Origin of the sequence: Citrobacter sp. RHB25-C09 (assembly GCF_013836145.1) — a bacterium.
Lineage (GTDB): Bacteria > Pseudomonadota > Gammaproteobacteria > Enterobacterales > Enterobacteriaceae > Citrobacter_A.
Map to the genome: position 1 here is coordinate 4,120,714 of NZ_CP057483.1, position 14,912 is coordinate 4,135,625.

The window sequence follows — 14,912 nt, forward strand, 5'->3', positions numbered from 1 at the left end:
GACCGCCCTCGCATTTTAGCGGGGGCGGTTGAAATACTGCTGTCATAAATCCTTCGCATTGCATATATTCCTGTTTTTCTCATCCCTACGAAAATTTATCCTGGCGAGTAACCTGACGAGCGATGCTTCAGCTTCTCTTAAGGTTTTATCGCTATGTTAAGCGGTATATTTCAAGACAGGCTGACAACATGCAATCCACTTCTATCCAGTCAAAACCAACCTTTAGCTGGAAAGCCCTTGGCTGGGCGCTGCTGTACTTCTGGTTCTTCTCTTCATTACTCCAGGTCATTATTTGCTTTACGGGGTTCAGTGGAACAAACGGGCTGCGCGATTCCTTGCTTTATAGCTCCCTCTGGCTCATTCCCGTTTTCCTGTTCCCAAGCCGAACCCGTGCGATTGCTGCCGTTATCGGTATCGTGTTGTGGGCAACCTCGCTGGCTACGCTCTGTTATTACGTGATTTACGGTCAGGAGTTTTCCCAGAGCGTTCTGTTCGTGATGTTTGAAACTAACGCTAACGAAGCTGGCGAGTATCTGAGTCAATATTTCAGCCTCAAAATCGTCGCCGTTGCCCTGGCATACACCATTATCGCGGTGCTGCTCTGGACACGTCTGCGTCCGGTTTATATCCCGACACCCTGGCGTTGGCTCGTCTCGTTCGCGCTGCTTTACGGACTGATCCTGAACCCGTTTGTTATTCGTTCAGCCATTGGCGGTTCCCCGTATGAGAACACCTTCAGCGGGCTGACCTCACGAATGGAGCCTGCGGCGCCGTGGCAATTTGTCATTGGCTACTACCAGTATCAACGCCAGTTGACCGCACTCAACAGCCTGTTAAGTGAGAATAACGCCCTCCCTCCGTTGGAGAATTTAAAAGACAATTCCGGTGAAGCACCGCGCACGCTGGTACTGGTCATCGGCGAGTCTACCCAGCGTGGCCACATGAGCCTGTACGGTTACCCGCGTGAAACCACGCCGGAACTGGATGCACTGCATAAATCCGATCCGAATCTGTCCGTTTTCAACAACGTCGTGACCTCACGTCCGTACACCATTGAAATCTTGCAGCAGGCGCTGACCTTCGCTAATGAGAAGAACCCAGACCTGTACCTGACTAAACCGTCCCTGATGAATATGATGAAGCAGGCCGGTTATAAGACTTTCTGGATCACCAACCAGCAGACGATGACCGCCCGCAACACCATGCTTACGGTGTTCTCCAAGCAGACCGACAAGCAGTTCTATATGAACCAGCAGCGTACACAGAGCGCGCGTGAATATGACACCAACGTGCTGGCACCATTTAAAGAAGTGATGGCCGACCCGGCACCGAAGAAATTCATCATTGTTCATCTGCTGGGCACGCACATTAAATACAAATTCCGCTATCCGGAAAATGCAGGCAAATTCGACGGCAGTACGGCAAATGTTCCGCCGGGTCTGAGTGCTGAGGAACTGGAGTCATATAACGATTACGATAACGCCAATCTGTATAACGACCATGTTATCGCAAGCCTGATTAAAGACTATAAAGCGACCGATCCGAATGGATTCCTGCTTTACTTCTCCGATCACGGTGAAGAGGTGTATGACACGCCGCCGCATAAAACCCAGGGCCGCAATGAGGATAACCCGACGCGCCATATGTATACGGTACCGTTCATTCTGTGGACTTCTGAGAAATGGCAGGCGGCACATCCGCGTGACTTCACCCAGGATCTCAACCGTAAATACAGTAGCTCAGAGCTGATCCACACCTGGTCTGACTTAGCGGGTTTAACTTACGACGGCTATGACGCAACGCGTTCGCTTACCAGCCCGCAGTTTAAGGAAACTCCGCGCTGGATTGGCAACCCGTACAAGAAAAACGCGCTGATTGATTACGACACGCTGCCGTACGGCGATCGGGTCGGGAACCAATAATTATTGTTTTGCCGGATGGCGGCTGACGCCTTATCCTGCCTACCTGTATGCACTGTCGTAGGCCGGGCAAGCGCAGCGCCCCCGGCAATTTCCCCTTGTGACAATGCACGTTCAACGATACTGTTCCGTAGTCTGCGCCAGGTAAGGGAACAACATGTATCAAGACGTCAGCCATCTTCTTTCCCGTCTGATTAACGGCCCCTCGCTGTTACGCCAGGTTTTCTTCGGCAGTGCCAGCGCACCCACGCCGGAACTGGCGTATCAGGTGGATTTTCCCCGTCTGGAAATCGTGCTGGAAGGCGAACTGACAGATGCCAGCATTGCCGATACGCTACTCCCCTGCGACGTTCTCTATGTCCCTTCTGGCGGCTGGAACCTTCCTCGATGGCATACTCCCGCCGTGACGCTCAGTATTCTGTTTGGCAAACAGCAGTTGGGCTTCAGCGTTGTGCAATGGGACGGGAAAACGTACCAGAACCTGGCAAAACAGCATGTTGCGCGTCGAGGCCCACGTATCGGATCTTTTCTGCTGCAAACGCTTAATGAAATGCAGATGCAGCCGCAGGAGCAGCAAACGGCAAGACTGATTGTTGCCAGCCTGCTGAGCCATTGCCGCGACCTGCTCGGCAGCCAGATCCAAACCGCATCCCGCAGCCAGGCGCTGTTTGAGGCCATTCGTGAATATATCGACGAACACTACGCGTCACCGCTGACGCGAGAATCCGTTGCTCAGGCTTTTTACATCTCACCTAACTATCTCTCGCATCTGTTTCAAAAAACCGGTGCCGTTGGCTTTAACGAATATCTGAACTATACCCGGCTGGAACATGCCAAAACGCTGCTGAAGGGCTACGACTTAAAGGTCAAAGAAGTGGCGCATACCTGCGGATTTATGGACAGTAACTACTTTTGTCGCCTGTTCCGTAAAAATACCGAACGCTCACCGTCTGAATACCGTCGCCAGTACCACAGCCAGCTCACGGAAAAGCAGGTTATTCAAGAATAAGATGAGTATGCTGTGGGGCTGAAAGTAGCTTACGTACCGCGCTCATTACCCGCTGCGGTTCGCGCAGAAAAGCGCTAATCCCGGACTGGACGTAGCGACTCCGGGTAAAACGCTCTGCTCCCGCCAGTTCGATATCGGTGATCAGCAAGACGGCATCAGCACGGCTGATATCCTCTTCCGTTAACCGGTTCTCTGTCCCCAGTGCGCCCTGGGTTTCAATTTTGATGGTCCATTTTTCCTGCTGGCAGAGCTTTTCCAGCCGTTCCGCTGCCATATAGGTATGCGCGACGCCGCTGACGCAGGCCGTTACAGCAACCAGATATCGCCCCGATGAGACGGACATATTAACCTCCTGTGGTGACCTGAAAGCCGGCGTTCTCTGCCATTTCGCGCATTTTTGCGATAGTTTGCGCCGAGGGCGCAGGAACATCCTTCATCGACCACGACTGACCAAGCAAACGGTATTTCGGTTCGCCGTACAGGTGAAACGGCAGCAGATGTACCTGATGAATCCCCAGAGAAGCCAGCAGTGTGAGTGAACGCTGCATATTCTCGCGCGTGAGCGTATAGCCGGGGATCAGCGGCAGTCGGGGAATCACCTGTACGCCCTCCTCAACCAGCATCCTGAAATTATCCAGCACCCTGGGCAGATTCATATTCACAATCTCACGGGCCCGCTCAGGCTCCATGATTTTTAAATCGAATAGCACTTCATCACACGCTTTCGCCAGCGGCAGCAAACGACTGGCAGGAGCATCACCAGCGGTTTCAATCGCACAGCGAACGCCTAAGCGTTGCAGACGTTGTAAGAATCGGGTGGCGAAAGGTGCCTGCATCAGCACCTCACCGCCTGAAAGCGTCACTCCGCCACCCGAGGTACGAAAGAAAATGTCATCCTTCATCACCTCACGTTCCAGCTCGTCCAGGCCGATCTCTCGACCAATCCGCTCAAACGCGCCGGACGGACACTCGTCGGCATTACGCAGACAGGGCGCACAATGGAGACATTTGCTTTCCCGCCGCACCGTTTCTATCTGTGGAGAAATGGATTCCGGATTTGCGCACCACGGACAGCGATGCGGGCAGCCTTTAAAAAAGACCACCGTGCGAATACCCTGCCCGTCATTCAGCGAATAGCGTTGAATATTGAAGATCCGCGCGACCTCGTCACCGCGGGGCTCAACAACTTCACAGCTGATGCGCGGTGCGGCGAATGATGTCATCCTGAATCTCCTTCGACAGCTCGACAAAGAAGGCGCTATAGCCCGCCACTCGCACCACCAGCCCGGCGTAGTCCTGCGGACGCAGTTGTGCTTCCCGCAGGGTTTCGGCGTTCACCACGTTAAACTGAATATGCTGCAATTTCAGTTGCGTAAAGGCACGCAGGAAGTCCGCCAGCTTACGCAGGCCTGCCTCTCCTTCCAGCGTAGCCGGAGTGAACTTCACGTTCAGCAAAGTGCCATTGGAAAGCAACGTGTTATCCAGTTTGCTGACCGATTTCAGTACCGCTGTCGGACCCTGCATATCTTGCCCAAGCATTGGAGAAAGGCCGCCATCCGCCAGTTGCTCTCCGGCGAAACGCCCGTCCGGAGTCGCCCCGACGACCGCGCCCAACGGCACATGTGCGGAAACGGTATAGGAACCCGGCGTAAAGTGTCCACCGCGTGGGTTTTGGTATTTTTCCACCTCTTTGCAGTAATGTCGCAGCAGTTCGGCACTAATATTATCCACATCGTCGATATCATTACCGTATTTCTCAAAACGGTTGATCAATCTGGCGCGGATCTTCTCTCCTTCAGGCGTGGCGAAGTTGGCCTTCAGCACCGCCAGCAGTTCATCGAAACCTAAGCGCTGCTGTTCGAACACCAGCCCGTTCAGCGCGTGCAAAGAGTCGCTCAGATTAGCAATACCGATGCCCTGAACGCCTGAGAAGTTATAACGCGCACCACCGTCGGTAATATCACGGCCTTTGTCCAGACAGTCGCTGATAAACGAGGAGAGCAGCGGCACCGGTGCCCAGTCGCGGTGGCCGATATCGCAAATATTGCTGCCCTCGACCATGAGCGTGATGTAGTGGCTGATTTTGGCGCGAATGTGCGCCAGCAGACCTTCGTAGGTCAGTACCGCGTTATTTTCGTTTTCATACAGACTGATCTCCATCACCTTCAGCAGGTTGAACATGGCGATATCGTGTAGTCCATAAGTTCTGCCCGGTATCGACAGTTCTACGCAACCGACCACCGCGTAATCGCGCGCATCTTCCAGCGATACTCCACGGTTCAGAAACGCCGGGATCACCACCTCGTCATTGAAAATTTGTGGGATCCCGGTACCAAGGCGAATGGTTTCTGCGGTCTTCATCAGGAATGGCGTATCGATGAGCGCATTGGTGCGCACGCCAAGATTTGGCTGTGGCAGTTGCACGCTCTGGTAGGCATCCAGACACAGGAACGACAGCACGTTCACTGCGCTGCGTCCATTCTCCGTCAGGCCGCCAAGCAGCGCGGTATACCCGGTCGGGAATCCGGCAAAATAGCGCGCACTGCTGGTCGAGCGCAGCAGCACGATGTCGTTACATTTCACCCACAGGGATTCAAGCAACTCTTTCAGAAAAGCCGGGTCTTCTCCCTGCGTCAGCGATGCCTGATAAAACGGCAGCATGTACTGGTCAAAACGCCCCAGCGACAGCGAACTGGCGTTGGATTCGTATTGCAGAATGATGTTCATATACCAGAACAACTGACACGCCTGCCAAAAGGTTTGCGGTTTATGCTGCGCGTTATGTCGCGAGTTGGCGGCAATAGCGAGCAGCTCCTGGCGACGCGCCGCGTCCTGGCAGACATCGGCCATTCTTTCCGCCAGCAGCGCATAGCGCAGAATGTGCTTTTGCGATGCCTCAAGCAGCAGCAATGCGGCCTGGTAAAATGGGTTATCGGGTGCCTGCTGACAGTGGGTACGCATCTGCGCGACCAGCTCGCCCAACCCGTGATTCAACAGGCGCGGATAATCAATGATGATGTGCCCCTGCCCTTTGTCCGTCTGGTTAACGCTAAAAATTTGTGTGCTGACGGCGGCCTTTACCTCGTCGGTCATCTGGCCGTTGATGAAGTCTTTCATCGACCGTTTTTCCCAGTAGGGGAATAGCACATCGCGATAAAGGCGCTTATCTTCCTCGCTAATGTTAAAGCGGTCCTGCGGACGCGTCGGGAACTGATCCAGCTCCTTTAGCAGCCAGTACGGGTCCATTTCCGGCGACATAATACCGGCGCGCGGTTTTACGGTACGGTTACCGGCAATCAGTTCCTCATCACGAATCGAAATTTCAACATGCTCCAGAATATACGCCGTCGCTTTCGCGCGCCGCAGGATCACCGGTTCCCCTTCCGTTTGCTGATGGCTGGCGGTATAAAGCAGCGCGCGTTCAAGAGAGATTTCACGCTGAGTCTGGAAAAGAGCGGTTTTGAGACGTTGAATGCGATTAGTCATGAGGAACTCCATTGGGAACGCTGATTGCCGGATGGCGACGTAAACGTCTTATCCGGCCTACGGACTTTGGCGTCGTAGGTCGACCATCCGGCAAACAAAACAATTACGCGGTTTGCGCCAGATGCGCGTCGATCTTATTCATGATGGCGTCAGCGCGTTTTACTGCATCGCTGATGTTGACGCGCACAATGGTTTTACCCGCAAAGCGCTCTTCAAATTTAATGCCGATGTCTTTGGTCAGAATGACGATATCTGCTCCACTCACATCATCCGCCGTGAGTTCATTTTCCAGGCCAATCGAGCCCTGAGTTTCTACCTTCACTTCCCAACCTTTCGCTTTTGCGGCACTTTCCAGCGCTTCGGCTGCCATGTAGGTGTGCGCGACACCGGAAGGACATGCGGTTACTGCGATAATTTTTGTCATGGCTCGTTCCTTACTTAATTAATTTCGAAATCTAAATCCAGGTCGTCTTCTTTCGCATCAACCTGAGTGACATTCTTGCGTGCCAGACTTTTCAGTACGTTCACGCTGACGGCCGTGACCACCGCACCCACGGCAACCGCTGCGATATAGCCCAACTTACCTTCGACAACAGGAAGCACAATCAGCCCGCCCCACCCGGCATAGCACTGGGCACCGAACAACGCAGTAGTGACCGCCCCGCAAACAGAACCAAGCATAATGGAGGGGATCACGCGCAGCGGGTCAGCGGCGGCAAAAGGAATCGCCCCTTCCGTCACACCCACGCAGCCCATTACCAGCGCCGCTTTGCCCGCTTCACGTTCTTCTGAAGAGAAGTTTTTGCGCCCAATCAGCGTCGCCAGTCCCAGGCCCAATGGCGGTACGCAGATACCCACAGCGGCGATTGCCACAACGGTGTAAACCCCCTGCGCCACGCAAATCAGCATAAAGGCATAGGCCACTTTGTTAATCGGGCCACCCATATCGAAGGCCAGCATCAGCCCCATAATGACCGCCAACATCACAATGCTGCCCTGCTGCATTCCCTGTAACCACTGGGTCAGGCTAGCCGTCAGTGCGCCAACCGGCTCACCCAGCCCCCACATCATGATCCCGGCAGTGATAAAGGTTCCGACAATAGGAATCACGAAGATCGGCATCACCGAACGCAGCACTTTATGCACCGGTATTTTTTTCAGGTAATGCACCACGATGCCGCCAATAATCCCGGCGATGAGCGCACCGAAGAACCCCGCGCCGAAGCTATTACCCACCCAGGCACCAATGGCACAAGGCGCCAGCGCGGAACGCTCCGCAATGGAATAGCCGATATACGCGGCGAGGAAAGGCACCATCAGCGTCAACCCGGCAACGCCAATATCAAACAGTTTCTTGAGGTTGGGATCCGTTGCGGCGTCGGGCACCGCGCCTTTGCCATACAGCATGACGGAAACCGCCAGTAATATGCCACCCGCTACCACAAAGGGGATCATATGCGACACACCCGTCATCAGATGCTGACGCGTATTTTTCAGGATCTGTACCAACTCTTTCATAACGTCGCTCCCGGGCAACGGTTTGCCCTTATCCATAACATTGTTGTGGCAAACAATAGGCAATCCACGGCGGCGCAGACAGTGGATAAAAAGGCCATTTACTGGATTTTTGTAATGTCAGTACAAAAATGCGATCCGCCTCATATGTTGTGAAAAATGAGAAATCACAGACATGATGCCGACTTGTGAAGCATCTCCCACTTTTCACCTTACATTACATTTGTCCAGCTTTTGGCAGATTTGTCACATGGCAGCAAACGGCGAAGGCCTTTTATCCTGTAGGCAATGAACCATTTTGGGAGAGAGGCTATGCCCCTGATTGTGGAATTTACCTGTGAGTTGCCCAATGGCGTCCATGCACGCCCGGCAAGCCACGTTGAGACATTGTGTAATACCTTTACTTCACAGATTGAGTGGCACAACCTGCGGACCGACCGTAAAGGTAACGCCAAGAGTGCGTTGGCGCTGATTGGCACCGATACGCTGGTGGGCGATAGCTGCCAGTTGTTGATTAGCGGAGCGGATGAAGCAGAAGCCCACCAGCGCCTGAGCCAGTGGCTGCTCGACGAATTCCCCCTCTGCGATGCGCCGCTGGCAGAAGTCAAAAACAGTGAGCCAGAACCACTTCCCGCCTCGCTCACTAACCTGAATCCCCAGCTTTTTCGCGCCCGCACCGTCTGCAACGGCAGCGCGGGCGGCGTCCTGACCCTTCTCTGCGCGTTAGATCTTAACGCGCTCGGCGATCTACCAGCGGCGAACAATGTAGAAACAGAGCAGTCAGCGTTGGATCGCGGCTTAACCCTGCTGGTGAAAAACATCGAGTTTCGCTTGCTCGACAGCGACGGTGCCACCAGCGCCATACTGGAAGCCCATCGCTCACTGGCGAGTGACACCTCCCTGCGTCAGCATCTGCTGGCGGGCGTTTCACGCGGCCTGAGTTGCGCCGAGGCGATTGTGGAAAGCGCTGGCCATTTCTGCGATGAGTTTGCCCGCTCCAGCAGTAGCTATTTACAGGAACGTGCGCTGGATGTGCGGGACGTCTGCTTCCAGTTGTTGCAACACATTTACGGCGAGCAGCGCTTCCCCGCGCCGGGCAAACTGACGCAGCCAACCGTTTGTATGGCCGACGAACTAACGCCAAGCCAGTTTCTCGAACTGGACAAAACCTTGCTCAAGGGCCTGCTGTTAAAAAGCGGCGGCACCACTTCGCACACCGTCATTCTTGCCCGTTCGTTCAATATCCCAACGCTGGTCGGTGTGGATATCGATGCCTTAACCCCATGGCTGCAACAAGAGGTCTATATCGACGGGAATGCAGGTGCGGTTGTGGTCGCACCGGACGACGCGGTTGCCCGCTATTATCAACAGGAAGCCCGCGTCCAGGCAGCGTTGCGCGAGCAACAGCGTATCTGGCTCACGCAGGAGGCACGTACCGCTGACGGTATTCGCATAGAAGTCGCCGCCAATATTGCGCACTCTGTAGAAGCCCAGGCCGCATTCGGCAACGGCGCAGAAGCGGTCGGCCTGTTTCGCACCGAAATGCTTTATATGGACCGCCCCTGCGCCCCGGATGAAAACGAGCTATACAACATTTTTTGTCAGGCGCTGGAATCCGCACAGGGACGCAGCATTATTGTGCGCACCATGGACATTGGCGGCGACAAACCCGTTGATTATCTGAATATCCCAGCCGAAGCTAACCCGTTCCTCGGCTATCGCGCGGTTCGTATCTATGAAGAGTACGCTGCGCTGTTTACTACCCAGCTACGGTCGATCCTCCGCGCCTCGGCGCACGGCAGCCTGAAGATCATGATCCCGATGATCTCCTCGATGGAAGAGATCCTGTGGGTCAAAGAGAAGCTCTCTGAAGCTAAACAGCAATTACGCAACGAGCATATCCCGTTTGATGAGAAAATCCCGCTCGGCATTATGCTGGAAGTGCCGTCGGTGATGTTTATTATCGACCAGTGCTGTGAAGAGATTGATTTCTTTAGCATCGGCAGTAATGACCTGACGCAATACCTGCTGGCCGTTGATCGCGACAACGCGAAAGTGACCCGCCATTACAACAGCCTGAACCCGGCATTTCTGCGCGCGCTCGATTTCGCCGTACAGGCGGTGCATCGTCAGGGGAAATGGATCGGCCTGTGTGGAGAACTCGGCGCTAAAGGCTCCGTTCTGCCGCTGCTGGTGGGTCTGGGGCTGGATGAAATCAGCATGAGTGCACCCTCTATCCCCGCCGCCAAAGCGCGGATGGCACAACTCGACAGCCGCGCTTGCCGCCAGTTGTTGAATCAGGCGATGGCCTGTCGCACCTCGCTGGAGGTGGAGCATTTGCTGGCGCAGTTCCGCATGACGCAGCAGGATGCGCCGCTGGTCACCGCCCAATGCATCACGCTCGACAGCGACTGGCGCAGTAAAGAAGAAGCGATCAAAGGGATGACCGACAACCTGCTGCTGGCGGGCCGCTGCCGCTACCCGCGCAAACTGGAAGCGGATCTGTGGGCGCGCGAAGCGGTCTTTTCCACCGGTCTTGGCTTCAGCTTCGCTATTCCGCACAGCAAATCTGAACACATTGAGCAGTCCACCATCAGCGTGGCGAGATTGCAGTCTCCCGTCCGCTGGGGCGATGACGACGCGCAGTTCATCATCATGCTGACACTCAACAAACACGCGGCTGGCGACCAGCACATGCGCATTTTTTCGCGCCTCGCCCGACGCATCATGCACGAAGAATTCCGCAGCGCACTGGTGAACGCCGCCTCTGCCGACGCTATCGCCAGCCTGCTGCAACATGAGCTTGAACTTTAAGAGGAAGTGATATGGAACTGTATCTGGATACTGCCAACGTGGCTGAAGTTGAACGTCTGGCCCGCATCTTCCCGATTGCCGGAGTGACGACTAACCCAAGCATTGTCGCCGCCAGCAAGGAATCGATCTGGGACGTGCTACCGCGCCTGCAAAAAGCGATTGGCGAAGACGGCATTCTGTTCGCTCAAACCATGAGCCGCGACGCGCAGGGTATGGTGGCGGAAGCTAAACGCCTGAACAACGCCGTGCCGGGGATCGTGGTAAAGATTCCGGTCACCTCGGAAGGTCTCGCCGCCATCAAGTTACTGAAAAAAGAGGGGATCACCACGCTGGGCACCGCGGTGTACAGCGCATCACAAGGTCTGCTTGCCGCACTGGCTGGGGCGAAATATGTCGCCCCCTACGTCAACCGCGTTGACGCCCAGGGCGGTGACGGCATTCGCACCGTACAGGAGCTCCAGGCCCTGCTGGAAATGCATGCGCCAGACAGCATGGTACTGGCGGCCAGCTTTAAAACGCCGCGTCAGGCGCTGGATTGTCTACTGGCTGGTTGCGAAGCTATCACCCTTCCTTTAGATGTAGCGCAACAAATGCTGGATACCCCTGCGGTACAGTCGGCTATAGAGAAGTTCGAGCAAGACTGGGAAAAAGCATTTAATACCATCAACTTGTGAGGAAATAACGTATGGATCGCATTATTCAATCACCTGGTAAATACATCCAGGGTGCAGATGTCATCACTCGTCTTGGCGAGTACCTCAAGCCGTTGGCAGAACGTTGGTTGGTTGTCGGCGACAAGTTTGTTTTAGGATTTGCCCAGGGCGCACTGGAAAAAAGCTTCAGGGATGCCGGGCTGGCGCTGGAAATTGCGCCGTTTGGCGGCGAATGTTCGCAAAATGAGATCGACCGTCTGCGTGGCGTTGCGGAAAGCGCGCAGTGTGGCGCAGTGCTCGGCATCGGCGGCGGTAAAACGCTGGATACTGCCAAGGCGCTTGCCCACTTTATGAATTTGCCGGTTGCCATTGCCCCAACCATTGCTTCTACCGATGCGCCGTGTAGCGCCCTGTCTGTTATCTATACCGATGCTGGTGAGTTTGACCGTTATTTGCTGCTGCCGCATAACCCGCATATGGTTATCGTCGATACCAAAATCGTTGCTGGCGCACCGGCGCGTCTGTTAGCCGCAGGGATCGGCGATGCGCTGGCGACCTGGTTTGAAGCGCGCGCCTGTTCACGCAGCGGCGCCATCACCATGGCAGGCGGTAAATGTACTCAGGCCGCGCTGGCGCTGGCTGAACTGTGCTACAACACGCTGCTGGAAGAGGGCGAAAAAGCGATGCTGGCGGCCGAACAGCACGTCGTCACTCCGGCGCTTGAACGCGTGATCGAAGCCAATACCTATCTCAGCGGCGTAGGCTTTGAGAGCGGCGGTCTGGCGGCAGCCCATGCGGTTCACAACGGCCTGACGGCGATTCCGGACGCGCATCATTATTATCACGGTGAAAAAGTGGCGTTTGGGACGCTGACTCAACTGGTGCTGGAAAACGCCCCGGTTGAAGAGATTGAAACCGTTGCGGCGCTGTGCCACTCCGTTGGTCTGCCGATTACGCTGGCACAGCTGGATATCAAACAGGATATTCCGGCGAAAATGCGTATCGTCGCCGAAGCATCCTGCGCGGAAGGTGAAACCATCCACAACATGCCTGGCGGTGCAACGCCGGATCAGGTTTACGCCGCACTGTTGGTTGCCGACCAGTACGGTCAGCGCTATCTGCAAGAATGGGAATAGTGTTGTTTGCCGAATGGCGACGCTAACGCGTCTTATCCTGCCTACGAAAATCCCCGCGATTGCGGGGATTTTTTTGCGATAAAACGTGGCTATTGCAGGCCGGATAAGCGTTAGCGCTATCCGGCATAACCGCTTACAGCAGGTCGAAACGGTCCAGGTTCATCACTTTCACCCATGCCGCCACAAAGTCCTGTACGAACTTCTCATGCGCGTCGCTGCAAGCATAAACTTCAGCCAGCGCACGTAGCACAGAGTTAGAACCAAACACCAGGTCTGCACGAGAAGCGGTATATTTCACTTCACCGTTCAGACGATCGCGCCCTTCGAACAGTTCGTTAGACTCATCAGTCGGCTTCCATTCGTTACGCATGTCCAGCAGGTTGACGAAGAAGTCATTGCTGAGTACGCCCGGGCGATCGGTGAAGACACCATGCTGGCTGCCATCAAAGTTGGTACCCAGCACACGCATACCGCCCACCAGCACGGTCATTTCCGGTGCGGTCAGGGTAAGCTGCTGTGCTTTATCAACCAACAGTGATTCGGTGGTCGAGACATCCAGTCTTGCACGATAATTACGGAAGCCGTCAGCGATAGGTTCGAGCAGTTCGAACATCTCAATATCGGTCTGATCCTGACGCGCATCGACACGACCCGGCGTGAACGGTACGCGAATGCTGACGCCCGCAGCACTTGCCGCTTGTTCAACCCCGACGACGCCCGCCAGCACAATAATATCGGCGAGAGACGCTTTGTTGGTCGATTTCTGGATCTCTTCCAGCACCGGAAGTACGCGTGCCGCTGTGGCATTAACGTCCCAGGTACGCTGAGGGGCCAGAGCTAAACGCGCACCGTTGGCGCCACCGCGTTTGTCGCCGCCACGGAAGGTGGATGCCGAAGCCCAGGCAACGGAAACCAACTCGCCAACCGACAGTCCGGAAGCGGCAATCGCCGATTTCAGGTTGATAATATCCTGCTCAGTTGGGCTAAAGACTGGCTGCGGCAGCGGATCCTGCCAAATCAGATCTTCTTTTGGCACTTCCGGACCAATGTAACGCGATTTCGGTCCCATATCTCTGTGCGTCAGTTTGAACCACGCGCGGGCAAAGGCTTCATTAAATGCCTGCGGATCGTTCATGAAACGACGGGAAATCTTTTCAAATTCTGGGTCGAAACGCAGTGTCAGATCGGTCACCAGCATAGTCGGCTTGCGTTTCTTCGACGGATCGAACGGATCGGGAATAATCTCTGGCGCATCAACTGCTTCGAACTGGATCGCACCCGCCGGGCTACGGGTCTGCACCCATTCATATTTGAACAGGTTCTCAAAGAAGTAATTGCTCCACTGGGTTGGCGTTTGCGTCCATACCACTTCCAGCCCGGAGGTGATGGCATCTGCCCCCACACCGCTGCCGTAGCTGCTGGCCCAGCCTAAACCCTGTGCTTCGATAGGCGCAGATTCTGGATCGGCACCCACATGCGAGGCCGCCGCCGCACCGTGCGTTTTACCCAGCGTATGCCCGCCGCCGATCAGCGCCACGGTTTCTTCATCATTCATACCCATGTTACCGAAGGTGGCACGAATGGCCGCCGCCGCAGAAAGCGGTTCGCCGCTGTGATCCGGCCCTTCCGGGTTCACATAGATAAGCCCCATTTCGGTCGCGCCCAGCGGTGCTTTCGCCAGCGACTCCGGATGACGGTGAGTCAGCCACGCTTTTTCATCACCCCAGTTCACATCCAGATCCGGCTCCCAGACATCCTCGCGTCCCGCACCAAAACCAAAGGTACGGAAGCCTGAGTTTTCCAGCGCCACGTTACCCGCCAGAATAAACAGGTCGGCCCAGGAAATTTTTTGCCCGTATTTTTGCTTAATTGGCCACAGCAGACGGCGCGCCTTGTCCAGGCTAACGTTATCCGGCCACGAGTTCAGGGGGGCAAAACGCTGTTGACCGCGCCCGGCGCCGCCGCGTCCGTCTATTGAGCGATAGGTACCGGCGCCGTGCCATGCCATACGAATAAACAGACCGGCATAGGTTCCCCAGTCGGCAGGCCACCACGGTTGAGATTCGGTGAGAAGCGCTTTGAGATCACCTTTTAATGCGGAGTAATCGAGTTTGCTGAATTCTTTGCGGTAGTCGAAGTCTTCACCCAATGGGTTAGAACGGTTGGAGTGTTGGTTTAAAAGATCAACCCGAAGTTGATTAGGCCACCAGTCGCGACTGCTGGTTCCCGCGCCTGCGCTCTGGTCGTGACCGCCCTGATGAAAAGGACATTTTCCGGCGGACGTCGTTTTATTTGTATCTTCTGGCGTACTCATCTCTATGCTCCCTTTGCAGTGTTGTCGTTACGATAAACACACTCAGAGATAAGATATAGTCGAATT

General features: G+C 55.1%; 11 protein-coding genes. 5 read left to right on the forward strand and 6 right to left on the reverse strand.

The window, feature by feature from the left end; translation table 11 throughout:
* Window positions 1-188: 188 nt before the first annotated feature.
* Both HVY19_RS19485 and HVY19_RS19490 read left to right on the forward strand, forming a co-directional pair.
* The gene (locus HVY19_RS19485) at window positions 189-1,922 is read left to right on the forward strand and encodes a phosphoethanolamine transferase CptA (RefSeq protein ID WP_181682220.1); all 1,734 of its coding nucleotides are present in this window, start codon (window positions 189-191) and stop codon (window positions 1,920-1,922) included.
* A 154-nt stretch (window positions 1,923-2,076) separates the two neighbouring features.
* Complete coding sequence (locus HVY19_RS19490) at window positions 2,077-2,928, forward strand: AraC family transcriptional regulator (protein ID WP_181682221.1); 852 nt, start codon at window positions 2,077-2,079, stop codon at window positions 2,926-2,928.
* Here HVY19_RS19490 and HVY19_RS19495 read toward each other — a convergent pair.
* The 5 genes from HVY19_RS19495 to HVY19_RS19515 all read right to left on the reverse strand — a co-directional run bounded on the left by HVY19_RS19495 (window position 2,915) and on the right by HVY19_RS19515 (window position 7,932).
* Window positions 2,915-3,271, reverse strand: a complete 357-nt coding sequence (locus tag HVY19_RS19495) for a PTS fructose-like transporter subunit IIB (RefSeq protein WP_181682222.1) — start codon at window positions 3,269-3,271, stop codon at window positions 2,915-2,917. The two genes, HVY19_RS19490 and HVY19_RS19495, sit on opposite strands and share 14 nt — an antisense overlap.
* A gap of 1 nt (window position 3,272) precedes the next feature.
* Entirely contained in the window at window positions 3,273-4,151 is an 879-nt protein-coding gene (locus HVY19_RS19500; RefSeq protein ID WP_181682223.1) for a [formate-C-acetyltransferase]-activating enzyme, read from the reverse strand.
* Window positions 4,117-6,414, reverse strand: a complete 2,298-nt coding sequence (locus HVY19_RS19505; RefSeq protein WP_181682224.1) for a formate C-acetyltransferase — start codon at window positions 6,412-6,414, stop codon at window positions 4,117-4,119. Before HVY19_RS19505 ends, HVY19_RS19500 begins: the two co-directional genes overlap by 35 nt.
* A gap of 103 nt (window positions 6,415-6,517) precedes the next feature.
* Complete coding sequence (locus HVY19_RS19510; RefSeq protein WP_181682225.1) at window positions 6,518-6,838, reverse strand: PTS fructose-like transporter subunit IIB; 321 nt, start codon at window positions 6,836-6,838, stop codon at window positions 6,518-6,520.
* Window positions 6,839-6,852: 14 nt separating this feature from the next.
* On the reverse strand, window positions 6,853-7,932 hold the full coding sequence (locus HVY19_RS19515) for a PTS fructose transporter subunit EIIC (protein WP_181682226.1): 1,080 nt from the start codon (window positions 7,930-7,932) through the stop codon (window positions 6,853-6,855).
* Window positions 7,933-8,241: 309 nt separating this feature from the next.
* Here HVY19_RS19515 and ptsP point away from each other — a divergent pair, with 309 nt between their 5' ends.
* The 3 genes from ptsP to gldA are packed head-to-tail and all read left to right on the forward strand — an operon-like array spanning window position 8,242 to window position 12,532.
* The gene (ptsP, locus tag HVY19_RS19520) at window positions 8,242-10,743 is read left to right on the forward strand and encodes a phosphoenolpyruvate--protein phosphotransferase (protein WP_181682227.1); all 2,502 of its coding nucleotides are present in this window, start codon (window positions 8,242-8,244) and stop codon (window positions 10,741-10,743) included.
* Between the two features lie 11 nt (window positions 10,744-10,754).
* A complete protein-coding gene (gene fsa, locus HVY19_RS19525; RefSeq protein WP_181682228.1) occupies window positions 10,755-11,417 on the forward strand; it encodes a fructose-6-phosphate aldolase in 663 nt (220 codons plus the stop codon).
* 11 nt (window positions 11,418-11,428) lie between these two features.
* A complete protein-coding gene (gene gldA, locus HVY19_RS19530; protein WP_181682229.1) occupies window positions 11,429-12,532 on the forward strand; it encodes a bifunctional L-1,2-propanediol dehydrogenase/glycerol dehydrogenase in 1,104 nt (367 codons plus the stop codon).
* 133 nt (window positions 12,533-12,665) lie between these two features.
* Here the strand turns inward: gldA and katG are convergent, their stop codons facing one another.
* Window positions 12,666-14,846, reverse strand: a complete 2,181-nt coding sequence (katG, locus tag HVY19_RS19535) for a catalase/peroxidase HPI (RefSeq protein ID WP_181682230.1) — start codon at window positions 14,844-14,846, stop codon at window positions 12,666-12,668.
* Window positions 14,847-14,912: the final 66 nt, after the last annotated feature.